Source organism: Bradyrhizobium sp. USDA 223 (assembly GCF_044909005.1).
Taxonomy (GTDB): Bacteria; Pseudomonadota; Alphaproteobacteria; order Rhizobiales; family Xanthobacteraceae; genus Bradyrhizobium; species Bradyrhizobium yuanmingense.
In genome coordinates this window covers 7300717-7320712 of sequence record NZ_JBIYDR010000001.1, presented here as the reverse complement: position 1 = coordinate 7320712, position 19996 = coordinate 7300717, and the positions used below count along the sequence as shown (strand labels likewise).

20 protein-coding genes are annotated in these 19996 nt (G+C 64.9%); 13 read left to right on the top strand and 7 right to left on the bottom strand.

The genetic code is table 11. The features are described 5' to 3' along the window. Window positions 1-136: 136 nt before the first annotated feature. On the top strand, window positions 137-1729 hold the full coding sequence (locus ABIA40_RS34085; RefSeq protein ID WP_404545606.1) for a GMC family oxidoreductase: 1593 nt from the start codon (window positions 137-139) through the stop codon (window positions 1727-1729). Between the two features lie 207 nt (window positions 1730-1936). Here the strand turns inward: ABIA40_RS34085 and ABIA40_RS34080 are convergent, their stop codons facing one another. Then, window positions 1937-2698, bottom strand: a complete 762-nt coding sequence (locus ABIA40_RS34080) for an SDR family oxidoreductase (RefSeq protein WP_404545604.1) — start codon at window positions 2696-2698, stop codon at window positions 1937-1939. 121 nt (window positions 2699-2819) lie between these two features. Between ABIA40_RS34080 and ABIA40_RS34075 the strand changes: the two genes are divergently transcribed. Together ABIA40_RS34075 and ABIA40_RS34070 are read left to right on the top strand one after the other, a co-directional pair. Then, window positions 2820-3332 (top strand): CvpA family protein, encoded by a 513-nt coding sequence (locus tag ABIA40_RS34075; protein ID WP_036021099.1) that lies wholly within the window; start codon window positions 2820-2822, stop codon window positions 3330-3332. A 130-nt stretch (window positions 3333-3462) separates the two neighbouring features. Continuing rightward, the gene (locus ABIA40_RS34070) at window positions 3463-4245 is read left to right on the top strand and encodes an SDR family oxidoreductase (RefSeq protein ID WP_271545990.1); all 783 of its coding nucleotides are present in this window, start codon (window positions 3463-3465) and stop codon (window positions 4243-4245) included. Window positions 4246-4415: 170 nt separating this feature from the next. Here ABIA40_RS34070 and ABIA40_RS34065 read toward each other — a convergent pair whose 3' ends face one another. Beyond that, window positions 4416-4892, bottom strand: a complete 477-nt coding sequence (locus ABIA40_RS34065) for a DUF3775 domain-containing protein (RefSeq protein ID WP_271545992.1) — start codon at window positions 4890-4892, stop codon at window positions 4416-4418. Between the two features lie 127 nt (window positions 4893-5019). Between ABIA40_RS34065 and ABIA40_RS34060 the strand changes: the two genes are divergently transcribed. From ABIA40_RS34060 to ABIA40_RS34035, 6 genes are all read left to right on the top strand, one after another. Further along, the gene (locus tag ABIA40_RS34060; protein ID WP_275497704.1) at window positions 5020-5868 is read left to right on the top strand and encodes an MBL fold metallo-hydrolase; all 849 of its coding nucleotides are present in this window, start codon (window positions 5020-5022) and stop codon (window positions 5866-5868) included. Between the two features lie 86 nt (window positions 5869-5954). Beyond that, entirely contained in the window at window positions 5955-6797 is an 843-nt protein-coding gene (locus ABIA40_RS34055; protein WP_271545994.1) for a fumarylacetoacetate hydrolase family protein, read from the top strand. A 150-nt stretch (window positions 6798-6947) separates the two neighbouring features. After that, entirely contained in the window at window positions 6948-7559 is a 612-nt protein-coding gene (locus ABIA40_RS34050; RefSeq protein ID WP_157283150.1) for a glutathione S-transferase family protein, read from the top strand. Window positions 7560-7574: 15 nt separating this feature from the next. Next, a complete protein-coding gene (locus tag ABIA40_RS34045; RefSeq protein ID WP_404545601.1) occupies window positions 7575-8441 on the top strand; it encodes an MBL fold metallo-hydrolase in 867 nt (288 codons plus the stop codon). Window positions 8442-8559: 118 nt separating this feature from the next. Next, window positions 8560-9708 (top strand): alpha/beta fold hydrolase, encoded by a 1149-nt coding sequence (locus tag ABIA40_RS34040; RefSeq protein WP_404545599.1) that lies wholly within the window; start codon window positions 8560-8562, stop codon window positions 9706-9708. Window positions 9709-9801: 93 nt separating this feature from the next. Beyond that, a complete protein-coding gene (locus ABIA40_RS34035) occupies window positions 9802-11274 on the top strand; it encodes an amidase (RefSeq protein ID WP_404545597.1) in 1473 nt (490 codons plus the stop codon). Between the two features lie 116 nt (window positions 11275-11390). Here ABIA40_RS34035 and ABIA40_RS34030 read toward each other — a convergent pair whose 3' ends face one another. The 3 genes from ABIA40_RS34030 to ABIA40_RS34020 all read right to left on the bottom strand — a co-directional run bounded on the left by ABIA40_RS34030 (window position 11391) and on the right by ABIA40_RS34020 (window position 14624). Further along, the gene (locus tag ABIA40_RS34030; protein WP_271546002.1) at window positions 11391-12479 is read right to left on the bottom strand and encodes a Zn-dependent alcohol dehydrogenase; all 1089 of its coding nucleotides are present in this window, start codon (window positions 12477-12479) and stop codon (window positions 11391-11393) included. Between the two features lie 173 nt (window positions 12480-12652). Beyond that, the gene (locus ABIA40_RS34025; protein ID WP_404545595.1) at window positions 12653-14437 is read right to left on the bottom strand and encodes an acyl-CoA dehydrogenase family protein; all 1785 of its coding nucleotides are present in this window, start codon (window positions 14435-14437) and stop codon (window positions 12653-12655) included. Continuing rightward, complete coding sequence (locus ABIA40_RS34020) at window positions 14421-14624, bottom strand: hypothetical protein (RefSeq protein ID WP_404545593.1); 204 nt, start codon at window positions 14622-14624, stop codon at window positions 14421-14423. Before ABIA40_RS34020 ends, ABIA40_RS34025 begins: the two co-directional genes overlap by 17 nt. 34 nt (window positions 14625-14658) lie before the next feature. Between ABIA40_RS34020 and ABIA40_RS34015 the strand changes: the two genes are divergently transcribed. Both ABIA40_RS34015 and ABIA40_RS34010 read left to right on the top strand, forming a co-directional pair. Beyond that, window positions 14659-15360: an SDR family NAD(P)-dependent oxidoreductase gene (locus ABIA40_RS34015; protein WP_404545591.1), complete on the top strand. Its 702-nt coding sequence runs from the start codon at window positions 14659-14661 to the stop codon at window positions 15358-15360. A 122-nt stretch (window positions 15361-15482) separates the two neighbouring features. After that, a complete protein-coding gene (locus tag ABIA40_RS34010; protein ID WP_157283155.1) occupies window positions 15483-16313 on the top strand; it encodes an enoyl-CoA hydratase in 831 nt (276 codons plus the stop codon). Window positions 16314-16499: 186 nt separating this feature from the next. Here ABIA40_RS34010 and ABIA40_RS34005 read toward each other — a convergent pair whose 3' ends face one another. Continuing rightward, a complete protein-coding gene (locus tag ABIA40_RS34005; RefSeq protein WP_271546008.1) occupies window positions 16500-17123 on the bottom strand; it encodes a GNAT family N-acetyltransferase in 624 nt (207 codons plus the stop codon). 68 nt (window positions 17124-17191) lie between these two features. Continuing rightward, window positions 17192-17395: a DUF1127 domain-containing protein gene (locus ABIA40_RS34000; protein WP_271546010.1), complete on the bottom strand. Its 204-nt coding sequence runs from the start codon at window positions 17393-17395 to the stop codon at window positions 17192-17194. A gap of 110 nt (window positions 17396-17505) precedes the next feature. Here ABIA40_RS34000 and ABIA40_RS33995 point away from each other — a divergent pair, with 110 nt between their 5' ends. Both ABIA40_RS33995 and ABIA40_RS33990 read left to right on the top strand, forming a co-directional pair. Further along, the gene (locus ABIA40_RS33995; protein ID WP_157283157.1) at window positions 17506-18405 is read left to right on the top strand and encodes a transcriptional regulator GcvA; all 900 of its coding nucleotides are present in this window, start codon (window positions 17506-17508) and stop codon (window positions 18403-18405) included. Window positions 18406-18549: 144 nt separating this feature from the next. Beyond that, window positions 18550-19878: an MFS transporter gene (locus ABIA40_RS33990; RefSeq protein ID WP_271546011.1), complete on the top strand. Its 1329-nt coding sequence runs from the start codon at window positions 18550-18552 to the stop codon at window positions 19876-19878. The last annotated feature ends 118 nt before the right edge of the window (window positions 19879-19996 follow it).

Genomic DNA, 19996 nt, shown 5'->3' with positions numbered 1-19996 from the left:
GAAACGCCGGAGTGTCATTCCGGGGCGATGCGCAGCATCGAACCCGGAATCCATCTCTCAGCACGTCATGCGGCTGAATGGATTCCGGGTTCGCGCTTCGCGCGCCCCGGAATGACGCTAAATGGGGGAAACAACATTGACCGACACATTCGATTTCGTCGTCGTGGGCGCGGGCTCGGGCGGCTGCACGGTTGCGGGGCGGCTATCGGAGGATGCGCCGACATCCGTCGCGCTGCTCGATGCTGGGGGACGGAACGACACCTGGCGGATCACGACGCCATTCGGGCTCGCATTGCCTTACGCCGCGGCCAACTGGGCCTTCGATACCGTGCCGCAGAAAGGATTGAACGGCCGCATCGGCTATCAGCCGCGCGGCAAGGGCCTCGGCGGGTCCTCGGCGATCAACGCCATGGTCTATATCCGCGGCCACAAATGGGATTACGACCACTGGGCCGCGCTCGGCAATGCCGGCTGGTCGTATGCCGACGTGCTGCCCTACTTCAAGGCTTCCGAAGACAACGCCGATTTCGACGGCGAGTATCACGGCAAGGGCGGACCGCTGCATGTCAACCGGCTGCGCTCGGACAATCCGATCCATGACGTCTTCCATCAGGCGGCGCGCGAGGCGCAGTTCCGCATCCGCGAGGACTTCAATGCCGAGGACCACGAAGGGCTCGGCAGCTACCAGGTGACGCAGCGGGGCGGCGAGCGCTGGAGCGCGGCGCGGGCTTATGTGGCTCCTCATCTCGGCAAGCGGCCGAATCTGCGGGTCGAGACGGGAGCGCAGGCAACGAAGATCCTGTTCGAAGCTGGGCGCGCGGTCGGCATCGAATATGTGCAGGGCAAGCAGACAAGGCAGCTGCGCGCCCGCCGCGAGGTGATCCTCGCCGCCGGCGCCTTCCAGTCGCCGCAGCTATTGATGCTGTCGGGCGTGGGCGACGCCGACGCACTTGCCGCGCACGGCATCGGCGTCGTGCATCACCTGCCGGGCGTCGGGCGTAATCTGCAGGACCATCCGGACTTCGTATTCGTCTACGCCTCCGATTATCCGCACTTCGTTCACGCCTCGATCAGCCGGCTGCCATCCCTGCTGCGCGGTATCCAGCGCTATCGCCGCGAACGGCGCGGCGTGATGACGACGAATTTCGCCGAGTGCGGTGGCTTTCTGAAAACCCGGCCTGATCTCGACGTGCCTGACATCCAGCTCCACTTCGTCATCGCGATGCTCGACGACCACGGCCGCAAGAAGCACAAGGAGGCGGGCTTCTCATGCCATTTCTGTCTGCTCAGACCGAAGAGCCGCGGCAGCATTTGGCTGAAAAGCGCCGATCCGCTCGCAGCACCGATGATCGACCCGAACTTTCTGGGCGAGGCGGAGGATCTCGAGGCGATGGTCGCCGGCTTCAAGACGACGCGGCGGCTGATGGAGACGCCCGCGATGCGGGCGCTGCAGAAGAAGGACATGTTCACATCCGAGGTGAAGACGGACGAGGACATCCGCGCAATTCTGCGCGCGCGTGTCGACACCGTCTATCACCCCGTCGGCACCTGCAAGATGGGCACCGACGCGATGGCCGTGGTCGACCCGGCGTTGAAGGTGCATGGCGTGGCAGGATTGCGCGTCGTCGACGCTTCGATCATGCCGACGCTTATCGGCGGCAACACCAATGCGCCGACCATCATGATCGGGGAGAAGGCGGCGGATATGATCCGGGGGGAGATGCGCTAAGTCGTTCTCCGTCATTGCGAGCGCAGCGAAGCAATCCAGAGTCTTTCCGCGGTGGGATTCTGGATTGCTTCGCTACGCTCGCAATGACGATGTGGATGGAACACTGCGTGTGCCAACGATCGCGACACGTGGAGACTCCCCCTCACCCGGAATTTGCTTTCGCAAATTCCGGCCTCTCCCCGCAAGCGGGGAGAGGCGAAGAGGGGCTCAATTCAGCAAGAAGCCGCCGTCCACGGTCACCACGCTGCCCGTCATGTAGCGCGACGCGTTCGATGCCAGCAGCAGGATCGCGCCGTCGAGATCGGACTCGGCGCCGACGCGGCGTTGCGGGATGCGCTTGGCGAGGCGCTCGCCTGCCGGCGTCGACCAGAAGGCGTGGTTCATCTCGGTGTCGATATAGCCGGGCGCGAGCGCGTTGACGCGGATGTTCTGGCCCGCGAGCTCGAGTGCCATCGCTCTCGTCGCCTGGATGATGCCGGCCTTGGAGATCGCGTAAGGCGAGAGCGCCTTCAAGACGCCGGTGCCGAGCACGGAGGCGATGTTGACGATGTTGCCCGGCTGCTTGCGCGCGATCATGCGCCGCGCCACTTCGGTTGCGAGGAAATAGGCGCCTTTGAGATTGGCACCGATCACGGCGTCCCAATCCGCCTCGGTCTGCTCGGTCGCGAGCTTCTCGATGGCGATGCCGGCATTGTTGACCAGCACGGTGACGGGCCCGAGCGCGGCCTCGGCGGCGTCGACAGCCCTGGCGATCGAGGCGGTGTCGGTGACGTCGAGCGCGACCGCAGCGGCGCGGCCGCCCTTGCCGCGGATCTCCTCTTCCAGGCTCCTCAGTTTGTCCGTTTGCCGCGCAGCGAGCGCGACGGCCGCACCATGCGCGGCCAGCACCCGGGCAAATTGCCGGCCCAGCCCCTGGCTCGCACCCGTGACGAGGATGATTTCTTTACTGACGTCGAATAGGTCTGACATGACGCGTTCCTTGCGCGGTTCCCTTGAGCTTTGAGGCCACCAATACAGACGATTTTAGCGATCTGAAACCGGAATGATCGGCTCGGCGTTCATTCGTTCCGTCGAGGCGGGGCTTTCGCGAATGAACAGTTTCGATCTCGCTGTCTACGCCGCGCTGGCAGTCGCGGTCGGCTTGGGGTTCAGGACCGGGCTGCTGCGCAGTGCCATGACCATCCTCGCTTATCTGCTCGCCGCACCCATAGCGGTGGCGCTGATGCCGCTGATCGCACCGCAGATCGCCGGCAATCCGAACTCGCCGCTGTTGCAGAACTGGATCTGGTTCTTCGCCATCTTCGTCGTCGTCGGCATGCTGTTCGGCCATATCGGCCGCATCGCGCTGAACGACACGATCGGCGAGGCCGGCCTCGGCGACCGGCTCGGCGGCGCGGCGCTCGGCGCCGTCAGGGTCGGCCTCGTCGCCACCACCTTGGTGCTGGTGTTCGATCAGATCGTGCCGACGAACCGCCAGCCGCCCTTCCTCGCCGGCTCGCATCTGCGCCCGCTGTTCTCGACCGCGGGCCAGATGGGCTTCAAGTCGCTGCCGCCGGAAGCTGCCGCCGCGATCGACCGCCTCAAGCAGGAGCGGCGGATCTGATCTGGCGCATTTGCATCGCTAGCCGCGAGGCGCATGCATTTTGGTGCGGGCCGCTCCCTTATCAGCGGCATCACAGTTGGCTAAGGTAGCCGCCGTCCAAAACCTGCCTGACATTTACGGGAGTGAAACAGTGGATCTTGGGATCAAGGGTCGCCGCGCCATCGTCTGCGCATCCAGCAAGGGCTTGGGGCGCGCCTGCGCCATCTCGCTGGCCGAGGCCGGCGTTCACGTCACGCTGACCGCGCGCGGCGCTGATACGCTGAAGAAGACCGCCGACGAGATCCGCAAGGCCTATCCCGACGTGACCGTCACCGAGATCGTCGGCGACATCACGACGCCGGCGGGCCGCGAGGCGGTGCTGAAGGCCTGCCCCGAGCCCGACATCCTGATCAACAATGCCGGCGGCCCGCCGCCCGGCGATTTCCGCAACTGGACCCGCGACGACTGGATCAAGGCGATCGACGCCAACATGCTGACCCCGATCGAGCTGATCAAGGCGACGGTCGACGGCATGATGGCACGCAAGTTCGGCCGCATCGTCAACATCACCTCGGCCGCGGTGAAGGCGCCGATCGATATCCTCGGCCTCTCCAACGGAGCCCGCGCCGGCCTCACCGGCTTCATCGCCGGCCTGTCGCGCAAGACGGTCATCAACAACGTCACCATCAATGGCCTTCTGCCGGGCCCGTTCGAGACCGATCGCCTGACCAGCACCGCGAAGGGCGAAGCCGACAAGCGTGGCGTCACGCCGCAGCAGATCCTGGCCGAGCGCGCCAAGCTCAACCCCGCCGGCCGCTTCGGCCAGCCCGACGAATTCGGCTATGCCTGCGCCTTCCTGTGCGGCGCCAAGGCCGGCTTCATCACCGGCCAGAACATTCTGCTGGATGGTGGCGCGTTCCCGGGGACGCTGTAAAGCATCATCGCATCACGAAGGATCGTCATGCCCGGGCTTGTCCCGGGCATCCACGTTCTTTGTTCGGCAAAGTAAGACGTGGATGGCCGGGCATAGGCGAGCGGAAGCGACGCCGTCCTTCGGACGGCTATGCCCGGCCATGACGATGTGGAGGCGTCAAAGCCCGATCCTCACCGCTGCTTGGTGGGCTCGTCCTCATCCTGCTGGCTCGGAGCGGAGGAATCGGCGGTGGTGCGCTCATCGGTCCAGTCGATGCCGAATTCGTCGAGCCCGTTCGCGAGCAGATCGCCCAGCATGGGCTCGCCGAGCAGATAGTGCACCGTTTCGCGGCGTGGGCTGCCATATTCACGGCGCGCCTCCGCCGCGCGGGCGCGCAGCTCGTCCCAGTCATCGATCGTGCCGTCGCCGCGGCCGAGCCAGGTCAGCGCGACGAGGTCGAGCTGCTCGTCCTCGTTCAGGGCGATCATGAAGCTGCCGAGCTCTTGCACGACCGGATCGGAGCCATCGTCGTCGAGGACGTCCATCATATCGTCGTCGGCCGCGTTCGAGCCGGAGTCCGGATCAGAAGCCCCCTCCTTGACGTCGAATTCGCGCGCCTTCTCGATGATGAAGGCGACCTTCTCCGCGGAAATCGCAAGCTCTGGCATGGCGTCCTCTTCGGCTAGCATCCAGTTCCCCGCGATAACGCCACATCACCTCAGATGATCCATTGCGCCCGATGGCAGAAAATGTGCATGTTCCAGCGCAAGAGCAAGAACACAGGGGAGGCGCCGGATGCAGTGGAAGGTCGGCAAGGTCAGGATCACCAAATTCGTCGAAATGGAGACGGTCGGCTCGACCCGCTTCATCCTGCCGGCAGCGACCAATGACGAGATCCAGAAGCTGCCCTGGCTGATCCCGCATTTCGCCACCGACGAAGGCCGGCTGAAAATGTCGATCCACTCGCTGGTGGTGGAGACGCCGACGCGCCGGATCGTGGTGGACACCGGCCTTGGCAACGACAAGCAGGGCCGCGGTGTCCCCACCTGGAACAACCGCAGCACACCCTTTCTGGAGACCATGGCAGCGGCGGGGTTTCCGCCTGACAGCATCGACACCGTGCTGTGCACGCATCTTCACGTCGACCATGTCGGCTGGAATACGCGGCTGGTTGACGGCCGCTGGGTGCCGACATTTCCGAAGGCGCGCTATGTTTTCGGCAGGACCGAATATGAGCACTGGCGTGATTACACGGCCGAGCCGGACAAGGTCGCGGTGTTCAACGATTCCGTGAAGCCAGTGGTCGATGCCGGCCAGGCCGATCTGGTCCCGAGTGACCATCGGCTTTGCGAGCAGATCGAAATGATCCCAACCCCCGGTCACAGCCCGGGGCACATGAGCGTCCTGATCGAGTCCGATGGCGAGCAGGCGCTTCTGACCGGCGACGTTGCCCATCATCCCTGCCAGATGGCCCATCTCGACTGGTGCTCGACCGTGGATACCGATCCCGCGCGATCGGCGGCAAGCCGGTACGCGGTGTTCTCGCGCTTTGCCGACACGCCCACACTGGTGATCGGCGGTCATTATTCGGCCGGACATATCAAGCGGGACGGCGACGCATTCAGGTTCGTGGCGCTGGGGTGATGCCCGTTTTGGGCGGTTGAATTTCCCGCCGCCCTGTTCCAAGAAGCTATTCAACCGATCGGTCCAATCTCCAGGGAGAAACGAGAATGAAGCTTGTTCGTTATGGCGAGAAGGGTGCGGAAAAGCCCGGCCTGATCGACAGATCCGGCCAATTGCGCGACCTGTCGGCGCATCTGAAGGACCTCACCGGCGAAGCTTATTCGCCGGAATCCCTGAAGAAGCTGGCCGCGATCGATCCCGCCTCGCTGCCCGCCGTTTCCGGCAAGCCCCGGTTCGGCGCGCCCGTCACCGGCATCTCGAAATTCGTCGCGATCGGCCTCAACTATTCCGACCATGCCAAGGAGACCGGCGCCGAGATTCCGAGCGAGCCGATCATCTTCATGAAGGCCAATACCTCGCTGTCGGGCCCGAATGATCCCGTCGAGAAGCCGCGCGGCTCGACCAAGCTCGACTGGGAGGTCGAGATCGCCGCCATCATCGGCACTCGCGCCAAATATGTCTCGGAAGCCGACGCGCTAAACCACGTCGCCGGCTATTGCGTCTGCAACGACGTCTCCGAGCGCGCCTTCCAGATCGAGCGCCTCGGCCAGTGGACCAAGGGCAAGTCGCACGACACATTCGGCCCGCTCGGGCCGTGGCTCGCCACCAAGGACGAGATCAAGGATGTGCAGAACCTGTCGATGTGGCTCGATGTCAACGGCCAGCGCCGCCAGACCGGCTCGACCAAGACCATGATCTTCTCGATGGCCAAGTGCATTTCCTATGTCTCGCAGTTCATGACGCTCCTGCCCGGCGACGTCATCACCACGGGCACCCCGCCCGGAGTCGGCCTCGGCATGAAGCCGCCGACCTTCCTCAATGTCGGCGACGTCGTCACGCTCGGCATCGAAGGCCTCGGCGAGCAGCGCCAGGAGATCGTGGCGGCGTAAGCCGCGCATCATACACCGTCGTCATGCCCGGGCTTGACCCGGGCATCCACGTCTCACAGTCTGACTACGCGGCAAGGCGTGGATGGCCGGGTCAAGCCCGGCCATGACGAGGAGACGCCGTTCGCACAAGTTCGATTGCAGGGAATTCCCATGAAGCTCACCTTCTCCCCCGCCTCGCCCTTTGCCCGCAAGGTGCGCATCGCCGCGATCGAGCTCGGGCTGATCGACAAGATCGAATTCGTGCCAGCAAGCGTGACGCCGGGCACGGCCAACGAGGACTATTCGAAGATCACGCCGCTGAAGAAGCTGCCGGTGCTGATCACCAATGACGGCGACGTGATCCTGGATTCCTACGTCATCGTCGAATATCTCAACGAGATCGCCGGCGGCAGCCTGATTCCGGATTACGGCCCGCGGCGCTGGAAGGCCAAGACCAATCACTCGCTGATCAACGGCATGCTCGATTCCATGCTGCTGTGCCGTTACGAGAAGATGGTGCGGCCGCAGGGCCTGCAATGGCAGGCCTGGTCGGACGACCATTGGAACAGAGCCTGGACCGGCATGGCGCGCTTCGAGAACATGCCTGACGTGCTGAACGGCCCGTTCGACATCTCGCAGATCGGCCTCGTTTGCGTGCTCGGCTATGCCGACTTCCGCTTCGCCGATTGCGGCTGGCGCAAGGCCTTTCCCAAGCTCGACGCCTTCCACCAGAAGATGCTGGAGCGGCCCTCAGTGAAGATCTCGGTGCCGCCACCCGCATAAAGTTCGGGAGTTCTCATGAGCCTCAGATTCTCGGTCGGCGATCTCACCATCCATCGCGTCATCGAGCAGGAGACCTCGTTCGTCCCGGCGCTGGAGATGCTGCCGGGGCTGACGGCCGAGGTGCTGGCCGAGAACCGGGCGTGGATGCGCGAGGCGAAGGCGCTGGACGAAGAGGACGTGCTGCTGCTGTGCTTCCAGTCCTACGTAGTGAAGACGCCGCACCACACCATCCTGGTCGACAGCTGCATCGGCAACGACAAGCCGCGGCCGCGGCCGAAATGGAACATGAAGACCGACGACACCTATTTGCGCGGCCTCGGGGCCGCGGGGTTTTCGGTCGACGACATCGACTTCGTGATGTGCACGCATCTGCATGTCGACCATGTCGGCTGGAACACGCGGCTGGAAAACGGCCGCTGGGTGCCGACCTTCCCCAAGGCGCGCTATGTGTTCGCCAAGCAGGAATTCGATCACTGGTCCGCGCAGAACGAGAAGACGGAGATCCCGCCCTTCGTCGACAGCGTGTTGCCGGTGGTCGAGGCCAACAGGCACGAGCTCGTCGGCAACGACCACGAGATCGGCGACCACGTCCGCATCCTGCCGACACCTGGCCATACGCCGGGCCATATCGCCATCACGATGGGCCGCGGCAAGGACGATGCGGTGTTCTCGGGCGATCTCATCCACTCGCCACTGCAGACGCTCTATCCGGAGCTGTCGATCAAATTCGACGTCGATCCGGCCGCAGCCGCGAAAACGCGCCGCAGCTTCCTGGAACGCTATTGCGACACCGACACGCTGTGCTGCACCGCGCATTTCCCCTCGCCGTCGGTGGGGAAGATCAGGCGCAAGGGCAACGCGTTCGTGTGCACGGCGGTGTAGCGAGCTGTCGTCGGGTGGGCAAAGCGAAGCGTGCCCACGGTATCTCGCGTTGAACAATGGTGGGCACGGCGCTTTGCGCCTTTGCCCACCCTACGATACTGCCCGTGGGGAGAATACGATGACCGCACTCCCCGACGTCCCCCTGCCCGCCGGAATCCGCTCGCGCACCGTCGACGGCATCAACGGCTTGCGGATGCATGTGCTGGAGGCCGGTTTCGAGACCAAGGGACGGCCCTGTATCCTCTTGCTGCACGGCTTTCCCGAGCTCGCCTTCTCCTGGCGCAAGGTGATGCCGGCGCTGGCCGCCGCTGGTTATCACGTAATCGCACCGGACCAGCGCGGCTACGGACGCACCACGGGATGGAGCGCGGAGTACGACGGCCCTCTCGCGCCGTTCTCGCTTCTCAATCTCGTGCGCGATGCGCTCGCTCTGGTGTCGGCATTCGGCTACAGGCAGGTCGATGTGGTCGGACATGATTTTGGCAGCCCGGTCGCAGCCTGGTGCGCCTTGATCCGGCCCGACGTGTTTCGTTCGGTGACGATGATGAGCGCGCCGTTCGGCGGCCCACCGGCGCTGCCGTTCGGCACGGTCGACAATCCGGCAAAGCCCGCGGTGGAAGACCCGGTGCATCGCGAGCTCGCCGCGCTGCCGCGGCCACGCAAGCACTATCAATGGTACTATTCGACACGGGAAGCCAATGCCCACATGCAGCAGGCACCGCAGGGCGTGCACGATTTCCTGCGCGCCTATTATCATCACAAGAGCGCGGACTGGACCGACAACAAGCCCTATCCGCTGCAAGCGTGGTCGGCGCAGGAGCTGGCGAAGCTGCCGACCTATTACGTGATGGACTTGCATGAGACCATGGCCGAGACGGTCGCGAAGGAAATGCCCTCTCCGGCCGCGATCGCCGCGAACCAATGGCTGCCGGACAGCCAACTTGCCCATTACAGCGCCGAGTACAGCCGCACCGGATTTCAGGGCGGGCTGCAATGGTACCGCTACGGCACGTCGGGCACGCTGAACAATGAGATGCAATTGTTTGCCGGCCGCAGCATCGACGTGCCCTCCTGCTTCATCTCGGGCAAGCAGGATTGGGGCACCTATCAACGGCCCGGCGTATTCGAGACGATGCAGCGCAGCGCGTGCACGAAGATGCTCGGTTGCCATCTCGTCGACGGCGCCGGCCATTGGGTCCAGCAGGAGCAGCCGGCCGCGGTGAGCAGGTTGCTGCTCGACTTCCTCGCTAGCGCCGGCATGGCCTGATTTGATCGGGAACCACAATCTCCATCAAACAGCCGTTGAGAGATTCGGCCAAACTGCGCATCATCTTCCAAGAACCGGAGCGGGAGAAGCGCCGTGGCCAGATCGGAATGGAGTTTCAAGAGTGCGGTCGAACTGTCGGCCGCGTTGCGTGCGAAGAAGGTCTCGGCCGTCGAGCTGGCGCAGGACGCGATCGCGCGTATCGAACGGCACGACGGCAGGATCAACGCGGTGTGCGTGCGCGACTTCGATCGCGCGCTCGCTGCGGCGCGCGAGGCGGATGCGGCGCTGGCGCGCGGCGAGCGCAAGCCGCTGCTCGGCCTGCCTACGACGATCAAGGAATCCTTCAACATCGCCGGCCTGCCGACGACCTGGGGATTCCTGCCGCAGAAGGATTTCAAGCCCGTGGAAGACGCGCTGGCCGTGGCCCGCATCAAGCAAGCCGGCGGCGTGATCCTCGGCAAGACCAACCTGCCGGTCGGCCTCGGCGACTGGCAGAGCTACAACGACATCTACGGCACCACCAACAACCCCTACGATCTCGGCCGCACGCCGGGCGGTTCGTCCGGGGGATCGGCGGCAGCCCTCGCCGCAGGCTATTGCGCGCTCGCCACCGGCTCCGACATCGGCGGCTCCCTGCGTGTGCCGGCATTTCATTGCGGCGTGTTCGCGCACAAGCCGACGCTCAATCTCTGCGCGGCGCGCGGCGAGACCCCGCCGCCGTTTCCAGCCATTCCGCGCGAGGGCGACCTCGCCGTCATCGGGCCGATGGCGCGCAATGCGGCGGATCTGTCCTTGCTGCTCGACGTCATGGCGGGACCCGATCCTCTCGACATCGGTATCGCCTACAAGCTCGATTTGCCGGCTGCGCGGCATCAGTCGCTGCGGGATTTTCGTATCCTGGTGATCGACAGCCATCCTCTGCTGCCGAGCGACCGAGATGTCCGCAGCGCGATCGACAAGCTCGCAATCGATCTTGCGAAGGCCGGCGTCACCGTCGCACGCGAGAGCGCGCTGCTCCCGGACTTCGCGGAGACGTCCCGGCTTTACATGCGCATGCTGCTGGGTTTCCTCGGCGCGTTCTTGCCTCCCGACGAGCTGGCGGATGCGCAGGCGCGGGCGAGCCAGCTGTCACCGGAGGACACCAGCCTTGACGCGGAGCGACTGCGCGGCATCACCGCGAGCCACCGCGCCTGGGTGCTCGATGCGGGGGCCCGCGCCGTCCTGCGCGCGCAATGGCGGGCGTTGTTCGGGAGCTTCGACGCGGTGATCTGCCCGATCATGCCGACGCCGGCCTTTCCGCACGATCATTCGCCGGAGCAGCGCCTGCGAACGATCAGCATCGACGGCAAGGATTACCCCTATTCCGACCAGCTCGCCTGGCCGGGCATCGCAACGCTTCCGGGCCTGCCGGCAACGGCCGTTCCGCTCGGCCTGTCGAAGGACGGCCTGCCGGTCGGCGCTCAGATCGTCGGTCCCTTCCTCGAGGACCGCACGCCGCTCAAGCTCGCCGAGCTGATCGAGCGCGAGTTCGGCGGCTTCGTGCCGCCGAAGATGTTCGATGATTGATTCCTTCACGTCATTGCGAGCGAAGCGAAGCAATCCAGACTATCTCCGCGGAGACTCCTGGATTGCTTCGTCGCGAGGGCTCCTCGCAATGACGGAGCGAAACAGCGGTTCTGGAATCAACTATCGAACACGATCACGCTGCGTAGCGTCTTGCCCGCTTTCATGTTGGCGAAGCCCTCGTTGATCTCGGAGAGCTTCAGCTTGGCCGAGATCCAATCTTCCAGATGCAGCCGGCCGCGCAAATAGAAGTCGACCAGGCGCGGCATGTCGACGCGGAAATGGTTCGAGCCCATCGAGGAGCCCTGGATCTTGCGCTCGCGCAGGAAGTCGAAGCCGTGCAGCTCGATTTTCTGCCCGAACGGGATCATGCCGACGATGGTGGCGGTGCCGCCGGAGGCGAGCATCGCAAAAGCCTGCTCGGCCGTCTCCTTGCGCCCGAGCACCTCGAAGGCATGGTGCACGCCGCCATTGGTGAGGTCGCGCACCTGCTTCACGACATCGCCGTCGGCGGGGTTGATGATGTCGGTCGCGCCCAGCTTGGTCGCGAGCTGGAGTTTTGCGGGATTGGTGTCGATGGCGATGATACGACCGGCGCCGGCGATCTGCGCGCCGTTAATCGCGGCCATGCCGACGCCGCCACAGCCGATCACCGCTACGGTCTCGCCGGCCGTCACCTTCGCCGTGTTCACCACCGCGCCATAGCCGGTGATGACGCCGCAGCCGATCAGGGCGGCGAGATCGAGCGGCATGTCCTTGCGGATCTTCACGATGGCGTTCTCGTGCACCAGCATCTGCTCGGCGAAGGAGGAGAGATTGAGAAACTGGTGAAGCTTCTCCGGCTTCGACCATTGCATCCGGTTGGAGACGCCCGGCAGCATCTTCACCGTCGCGTCGGTGCAGAGCACAGTGCGGCCGGTGGTGCAATTGTCGCAGGTGCCGCAGAAGACGGAGAGACATGTGACGACATGGTCGCCCGGCTTGACATAAGTCACATCGGAGCCGACCTGCTCAACCACGCCAGCGGATTCGTGACCGAGCACCGCAGGCAGCGGATGCGGATAGAGCCCTTCCATGAAGTGCAGGTCGGAATGGCAGAGACCGGCAACGGCGGTCCGGATCAGCACCTCGCGCGGTCCCGGCTTCGGCAGGCTGATGTCCTCGATGACGAGCGGCTGGTTGACTTCATAGAGGACGGCGGCCTTCATCGGTGTTTCCTCGTTGTTTATGATTTCGTTGCGTGCGGACGTTACCTCTCCCATGGGGAGAGGTCGGCGCGAAGCGTCGGGTGAGGGGTTACACCCCCTCGTGGGACCTGAGCCCCTCACCCGATTTGCTACGCAAATCGACCTCTCCCTATGGGAGAGGTGAAGACAGAAGCCTACGCCGCCAGAACCAGTTCGCCAACCTCGCTCATGCTGGCGGCACGATCGCCGAGCAACAGCGCGGCAATCTTCGCCTGCGCGGCATTTTCCGTCAGCCGGAACGGATCGCTCGGCGTCACGCGATGGTCGATCACGAGGCGCGAGAGCAGCAGCCGGCGTGCATCGCCACGCATCTCGTGGACGCGGTGCGCTTCCCAGGCGAAGGCGACTGCGCTGGCGACGTGATAGAGCGCGCTGGTGGCGCGGCGCGCATCGGCTTCGTTCTCGGACTTGGCCGCAACTTCGCGTGCGAAGCCGACGACGCGGTCGGTGAGGCCACGCAGATGATCGCGCCAGGCCTGCGGTACCGAGGCGCTGTCGCCGAGCCGGGCGTGCAGATCGGCCGCGAGCGCGGATTCCGCGCCGTGGCGGCCCACTGCCCGCCGCAGCGCATCGATCGCGACAATGTTGCCGGTGCCTTCCCAGACCGAGCCGAGATGCGCATCGCGCAGCAGGCGGGCGGTGGCGAATTCCTCGATATAGCCGATGCCGCCGCGCATCTCGAGCGCATCGCCGCAAACCTTGCGCGCATCGCGCGTGGCGCGGAATTTCAGCGTCGGGGTGAGGATGCGCAGCAGCGCCGCAGCATCCTGGCTGCCGGCCTCGGCACGGTCGAGGGCATCAGCAGTGAGGAAGCTCATCGACAGGCCCTGCTCCACCGGCAGCATGATCTTCAGCATCTGCCGCCGTCCCAGCGGTAGATCGATGATGCGCTGCCCGAACACCACGCGGTTGGTCGCGACCGTCATCGCATCGTGATAGGCGCGGCGCATCAGTGCGGTGGACTTGACGCCGTTGGAGAGCCGCGACGAATTCACCATCTCGGCCATCTGCACGAAACCACGGTCGAGCTTGCCTACGGGGTAGGCGATCGCGCCTTCGAGCTTGATCTCGCCCGAGGCCATCGAGCGGGTGCCGAGCTTGTCCTTGAGGCGCACGATCCGGTAATGGTTCTGCGTGCCGTCGTCGAGGAAGCGCGGCATCAGGAACAGGCCGACGCCGCGGGTGCCGGGCCCGGCGCCTTCGGGCCGGGCCAGCAGCATTACGACCTTGGCGTCGGCATTCGAGCAGAACCATTTCTCGCCATAGAGGCGCCAATGGTCGCCTTCCTGCACGGCGCGCGTGGTCAGCGTGCCGACGTCGGAGCCGCCTTCCTTCTCGGTCATGAACTGGCCGCCCTGGGTCAGCTTGCTCATGTCGGTCGAGGTCAGGCCATCCAGATATTTCGCCTTGAGCGCCTCGCTGCCGAAATTCGCCAAGAGCTTGGCGCAGCCATCGGTGACGTTGATCGGGCAGCCCATCCCGAATTCGGTCTGGTTGAACAGGAAGGTGAAGGCGTGCTTGGCGACAACAGGGTATTTCTCCGGCCAGCCCATGATGCCCTTAGCGTTCGAGAGCGCATGGATGCCGAACTCGCCGAACGCGGCGTTCTCCAGCTCGCGATAGGCCGGGTGATATTCGATCCATTGCACGTCGCGGCCGAACTTGTCGCGCTGGTGCAGGATGGGCGTGTGACGGTCGGCAAGACGCGCGCATTCGTCGAGATGGCCGCCGGCGAGCTCACCGAGCCGGTCGAGATGCGGCTCGATGTGGCGGAACAGATTCTCCGGCAGATGGATGCGAAGCAGGTCCGCGAGCGCGGGATCGGCGCGGTAGAAATTCATGCCCGACGTATCGGGCGCCAGCAGGCCGGAGGGTGCGGCCGCGATATCTTTTGGCTGCGCTTTAACCGGTCCGGGCATGATCGTCCTCTTCGTTTCCGTCCGACGGCAATTCTTTGCGCTTGCCGCTTTGGATGATGTCGATCATGCTCCAGTCGCAGACAGCGATAAAGCCGCAAAATGTCAGGGCGGCATGATCGCCGCGAGGGAGCAACTCGCCCTGCGGAATTGTGATCGCGCCGGCTGGTTGTCTGCGCGGACCATGCATAGATCAGCGGCTCCTACTTCGGAGAGATCACGCCATGGAACACCCGAACTACAGGATCGCCCTCATCGTCGGTGCCGGCGAAGGCCTCAGCGCATCGCTGGCGCGCCTGCTGGCGGCGCAGGGCATCCGCGTCGCGCTCGCCGCACGCAAGATCGAGAAGCTTGGCGCGCTCTGCACGGAGACCGGGGCCAAGGCCTATGCCTGCAACGCCACCGAGCCCGACGAGGTGGAGCGGCTGTTCGGCCTGGTCGAGCGCGAGATCGGCATGCCCGACCTCGTCGTCTACAACGCCTCCGGCCGCACGCGCGGGCCGTTCGTCGACCTCGTGCCCGCCGACGTCGCGCAGGCGATTGCGGTCAGCGCCTATGGCGGTTTCCTGGTGGCGCAGCAGGCGGCCAAGCGCATGCTGCCGAACCAGCACGGCGCGATCCTGTTCACCGGCGCCTCCGCCAGCGTCAAGGGCTATGCGCAGTCCGCTCCCTTCGCGATGGGCAAGTTCGCGCTGCGCGGACTTGCGCAGAGCATGGCGCGCGAACTCTCGCCGCAGGGCATCCATGTCGCGCATTTCGTCATCGACGGCGGCATCAGGAGCGCCGCGCGGACGGATCCGGCGGACAAGTCGGACTCGATGCTCGATCCCGACGCGATCGCGCTGAGCTATTGGAACGTGCTGCAGCAGCCGCGCAGCGCCTGGAGCTGGGAGCTGGAGCTGCGGCCCTGGGTGGAGAGGTTTTGAGGGCGAGCTGACAACAACACCCGTCATTGCGAGGAGCGAAGCGACGAAGCAATCCAGACTGGCTCTACGGAAAGATTCTGGATTGCTTCGCTTCGCTCGCAATGACGAACGAGGGAGGCGACATGACCACCGAAACCACCATTGACACCGGCACCAATGAACTCCTCTGCACGGTCCGTGACCGCGTCGCTGTGATCACGCTGAACCGGCCGGAGGCGCGCAACTCGCTGTCGGACGCGCTGACGCCGGCGCTGCGCACGATGATCAGGAGCTGCGGCGAGAATCCCGATGTCGGCGCGCTGCTGCTGACCGGCGCGGGCGAAGCCTTCTGCGCCGGCGGCAACGTCAAGGGCATGGGTGCGCATCGCGACAAGGCCAAGCTCGACATGTCCTTTGACGACAAGGTCGCCGACCTGCAGGAGCGGCAGCGGCTGCTCACCGGCGCGCTGGTGTCTGTGCGCAAGCCGACGATCGCTGCGCTTCCCGGCCCCGCGGTCGGCGCCGGGCTCGCCATCGCCATGGCCTGCGACATCCGCATCGCCGCGCAATCCGCCTTCGTCGCCACCGGCTATGCCCGCATCGCGCTCAGCGGCGATTATGGCATCGCCTGGCTGCTCACTCGGCTGGTCGGCACCGCGCGGGCGCGCGAATTGATGTTCACCGGCGACCGCGTCGATGCCGCGCGCGCCGAAGCGATCGGCCTCGTCAACCGCGTCGTGCCCGACGACAAATTGCAGACCGAGGCGTTCGCACTGGCCAAATCGCTCGCCGAAGGCCCGCGCCTCGCGCTGCGCTACATGAAGGACAATCTCGACGAGGCCCTGCTGTTCGACTTCGAAACCGCGCGCGACCACGAAGCCGAGCGGCTGGTCCGCCTCACCACGACCGCCGACCACAAGGAGGCCGTGCAGGCCTTCATCGAGAAGCGCAAGGCGGTGTTCACGGGGAAGTAGTTCCGAAACGAGGCGTCATTCCGGGGCGATGCGCAGCATCGAACCCGGAATCCATCGGGCCGCGAAACGCGCGGTGTAATGGATTCCGGGTTCGCGCTACGCGCGCCCCGGAATGACGATGGAGTGAGAGACCGCAGTGGAAAAAAAAGCCCGGCGCTGGCTTGGCCAGGCCGGGCTGCAGTCATGTCAGGCCGAGGCTGAGGGGCTGTCGGCCTGACGGGAAAGGGCGGCGAGGCGCCAGCTCGCACAGGGAATGTCTTTCGGTTCGACCCTGATCTCCTTGTCGAAGCGCACCAGCTTCCAGTCATCAGGGTGGTTGACGAAGGTGAAGCCGGATTTGCGCGCGAGCGAGACCATGGTCTCGTTCGAGCGCAGCGTGTCGCCGTAGATGTGCTCGGCGCCGAGCGCGGCCGCGCGGCATTCGAGATTCTTCATCAGCGCGGTGGCGATGCCGTGGCCCTGCCAGCGGTCATCGACCGAGAGGCCGAACTCGAGGGTCGCGGTCTCGGCATGGAAGGCATAGCGCGCTTCGGCCACGATGGTTTCGAAGCCGTCGACCATCATGGTCGCCACGATGGTGAAGCGATCGCGCTCGCCGACCTCGAGGAAATCGTGCAGCAGGCCCTTGGGCAATTCGCTGATCGCGCCGAAGAAGCGGTTGTAGCGGGAGCGGGTCGAGAGCGAGCGGAAATAGTGCTGCAGTTCATCGGTGTCGCGCGGCTCGACGAAGCGGACATTGAGCCGCTCACCGTGCCGGGTGCGCAGCACGTCCGAATATTGCTTGAGGTCTTCGAGGCGGAGGCTGCTCATGTCACATGCCCTGCGGAAAAGGGACCGCCGGCGCCCCTGTGCTCAGGCGGCGCCGGCCTGGCGGCCTATCAGGCCCGCCAGAAAGGCTTGTCGGCCTCGTAGGCAATGTCGGACCAGGACAGCCCGACGTCGTGGAGGTCGCGGGCGGTCCAGTTGGTCAGCTCGCGCCGGGTCCGGTAGCGCTCGTGCCAGACGTGGAGGATTTCACCGATCTGGTAGAGGAGGCCGTGCGCATGATGATTTGTCATCGAATTGTCGGTCAATGTAGACATTTTCAGCTCCTGGAGCTAAGTTGACGGCTAATATCTGCCTTCTGCTGCGCCGCGACAAACGACAATTTGTACCTTTTCGCATGAAATAACGTCATGCATCCTGCTGCCAAATGACTGCCAGATTGCCCTCCCTGAACGGATTGCGGGCGTTCGAGGCCGCCGCGCGCCATCTCAGCTTCACGCTGGCAGCCAGCGAGCTGAACGTGACCCAGACCGCGATCAGCCATCAGATCCGCAGGCTGGAGGAGGAGCTCGGCATCCGCCTGTTCATCCGGCAGAACCGCGCGCTGGCGCTGACGCCGGAGGCGCGCGATTACCTGCCGGGCGTCCGCGCCGCCTTCAACGACTTGCGCCTGGCCACTGACCGCCTGCTGCGTAAGGAGGACGACAAGGTGCTGACGGTGTCGACGCTGGCCTCACTCGCCGCCAAATGGCTGCTGCCGCGGCTGACCGATTTCCAGGAGCAGCACCCCGGCATCGATGTGCGCATCACCACCTCGACCAGCCTCGTCGATTTCCAACGCGACAATGTCGATGCCGCGATCCGCTATGGCCGCGGCCAATGGCCGGGCCTGCGCGCCGACTGGCTGATGGCGGACGAGCTGTTTCCGGTGTGCAGCCCGTCGCTACTGCGCGGCGACAAGCCGCTGCGCCGCCCCGAGGATCTGCGCAACCATCCGCTGCTGCACACGTCGAGCACCAATAGCGACGACTGGCGGCTGTGGCTGACCGCGGCGGGCCTGCCGGCCGATATCGCAAGACACCCCGGCATCACCTTCGACATGATCTTCATGACCATCCAGGCGGCGATCGACGGCATCGGCGTCGCGATGGGACGGACCTCCTACGTGCAGGACGACATCGCCAAAGGTCGGCTCGTCGTGCCGTTCAAGATCGCGCTGCCGGCGGACGCCGGCTTTTACCTGGTCTCGCCCGAGGGCCGTCGCGAGGCGCCAAAGTTGGTCGCTTTTCGCGACTGGATGATCGCTGCAGCGCAAAATAAAGCCTGAAAATTCATCAGCTTCCCCGGCGAAATCGGTTGACTCGCCTCGCCCCGCGCGGGAAGGGGTATGGCAGATTGTCGCAGCATCAATCTGTCGCCTTGCCGAAAGAACGATTCTCGGCCGGCCACGCCTTTCCAAGGGGAGAACGCCATGGCTGGATCAGCCGCATCGACCAATCCACCCGCGATCAAATCGCGCATCGGCGCCATCCTGCGCGCGACCTCGGGCAATTTCCTCGAGCAGTTCGACTTCTTCCTGTTCGGCTTCTATGCCGCCGCGATCGGCAAGGCGTTCTTCCCCTCCACCAACGAGACGGCCTCGCTACTCAACACGTTCGGCGTATTCTGGCTCGGCGCTCTCATGCGTCCCGTCGGCGCGATCGTGCTCGGCGCCTATATCGACCGCATCGGCCGCCGCCAGGGCCTGATCGTCACGCTCGGCATCATGGCCTTCGGCACCGTCGTCATCGCGTTCTGCCCGAGCTACGCGACCACCGGCATCGCCGCGCCAATCATCGTGCTGATCGGCCGGCTGCTGCAGGGCTTCTCGGCGGGCGTCGAGCTCGGCGGCGTTTCGGTATATCTCGCGGAAATCGCAACGCCCGGCAATCGCGGCTTCTACACCTCGTTCCAATCGGCGAGCCAGCAGGTCGCGATCTTCGTGGCCTCGATCCTCGGCTTCATCCTCTCGGAGGTGATGCCGGCCGACTTGGTGGCCGCCTGGGGCTGGCGCATTCCCTTCTTCGTGGGCTGCCTGATCATTCCGCTGATCTTCATCCTGCGGCGGACGCTGGAGGAGACGCCGGCCTTCCTTGCCATGAGAAAGCATCCGACGACGCGCGAGGTGTTCGCCTCCGCACTCACCAACTGGCGCATCGTCGTGCTCGGCATGATGATCGCGATCCTGACCACGACGACGTTCTATTTCGTCACCGTCTACACGCCCACCTTTGGCAAGACTGTGCTGAAGCTGTCGACGCAGGACGCGTTGCTCGTGACATTGCTCGTCGCAGTGAGCAACTTCATCTGGAATCCGGTCGGCGGCGCGCTGTCCGATCGCATCGGCCGCAAGCCGGTGCTGCTCGCCATCGCCGGCCTCTCTCTCGTCACCGCCTATCCGGCGCTGCACTGGCTGGTGGCCGCGCCGACGTTCGGCAAGTTGCTCGCGGTCGAGATGATGTTCTCGTTCTATTTCGGCGTCTACAGCGGCACCATGCTCGGCGCACTCGTCGAGATCGTGCCGGCGCACGTGCGCACCACCTGCTTCTCGCTCGCCTTCGCGCTCGCCGCCGCCCTGTTCGGCACCTTCACGCCGTTCGCCTCGACCTGGCTGATCGAGCGCACCGGCGACAAGGCCGCGCCTGGCTTCTGGCTAATGTTCGCCGCCCTGCTCGGCATCATCGCGGCCTCGACGGTGTATCGCGGCGGCGGCACAGTGCCGGCCTATGATGCGGTGCCGGAGCCGGTGGCGGGGCGCTAGACGGTGTCATTTCGGGACGCGCACTCTCTTCATCTCTCCCCGCTTGCGGGGAGAGGTCGAATTCGATCGCAGATCGAATTCGGGTGAGGGGGTACAGGTATCTCGACGACCGCTCGTG

What these genes read in the sequence shown, in the direction of transcription:
- ABIA40_RS34050 (WP_157283150.1), top strand. Translation starts at nt 6,948, where the DNA reads ATGAAGCTCACCTTCTCCCCCGCCTCGCCCTTTGCCCGCAAGGTGCGC.
- ABIA40_RS34075 (WP_036021099.1), top strand. Translation starts at nt 2,820, where the DNA reads ATGAACAGTTTCGATCTCGCTGTCTACGCCGCGCTGGCAGTCGCGGTC.
- ABIA40_RS34055 (WP_271545994.1), top strand. Translation starts at nt 5,955, where the DNA reads ATGAAGCTTGTTCGTTATGGCGAGAAGGGTGCGGAAAAGCCCGGCCTG.
- ABIA40_RS34025 (WP_404545595.1), bottom strand. Translation starts at nt 14,437, where the DNA reads ATGCCCGGACCGGTTAAAGCGCAGCCAAAAGATATCGCGGCCGCACCC.
- ABIA40_RS34015 (WP_404545591.1), top strand. Translation starts at nt 14,659, where the DNA reads ATGGAACACCCGAACTACAGGATCGCCCTCATCGTCGGTGCCGGCGAA.
- ABIA40_RS34005 (WP_271546008.1), bottom strand. Translation starts at nt 17,123, where the DNA reads ATGAGCAGCCTCCGCCTCGAAGACCTCAAGCAATATTCGGACGTGCTG.
- ABIA40_RS34045 (WP_404545601.1), top strand. Translation starts at nt 7,575, where the DNA reads ATGAGCCTCAGATTCTCGGTCGGCGATCTCACCATCCATCGCGTCATC.
- ABIA40_RS34030 (WP_271546002.1), bottom strand. Translation starts at nt 12,479, where the DNA reads ATGAAGGCCGCCGTCCTCTATGAAGTCAACCAGCCGCTCGTCATCGAG.
- ABIA40_RS34020 (WP_404545593.1), bottom strand. Translation starts at nt 14,624, where the DNA reads ATGCATGGTCCGCGCAGACAACCAGCCGGCGCGATCACAATTCCGCAG.
- ABIA40_RS33990 (WP_271546011.1), top strand. Translation starts at nt 18,550, where the DNA reads ATGGCTGGATCAGCCGCATCGACCAATCCACCCGCGATCAAATCGCGC.
- ABIA40_RS34060 (WP_275497704.1), top strand. Translation starts at nt 5,020, where the DNA reads ATGCAGTGGAAGGTCGGCAAGGTCAGGATCACCAAATTCGTCGAAATG.
- ABIA40_RS34080 (WP_404545604.1), bottom strand. Translation starts at nt 2,698, where the DNA reads ATGTCAGACCTATTCGACGTCAGTAAAGAAATCATCCTCGTCACGGGT.
- ABIA40_RS34010 (WP_157283155.1), top strand. Translation starts at nt 15,483, where the DNA reads ATGACCACCGAAACCACCATTGACACCGGCACCAATGAACTCCTCTGC.
- ABIA40_RS34040 (WP_404545599.1), top strand. Translation starts at nt 8,560, where the DNA reads ATGACCGCACTCCCCGACGTCCCCCTGCCCGCCGGAATCCGCTCGCGC.
- ABIA40_RS34000 (WP_271546010.1), bottom strand. Translation starts at nt 17,395, where the DNA reads ATGTCTACATTGACCGACAATTCGATGACAAATCATCATGCGCACGGC.
- ABIA40_RS34065 (WP_271545992.1), bottom strand. Translation starts at nt 4,892, where the DNA reads ATGCCAGAGCTTGCGATTTCCGCGGAGAAGGTCGCCTTCATCATCGAG.
- ABIA40_RS33995 (WP_157283157.1), top strand. Translation starts at nt 17,506, where the DNA reads ATGACTGCCAGATTGCCCTCCCTGAACGGATTGCGGGCGTTCGAGGCC.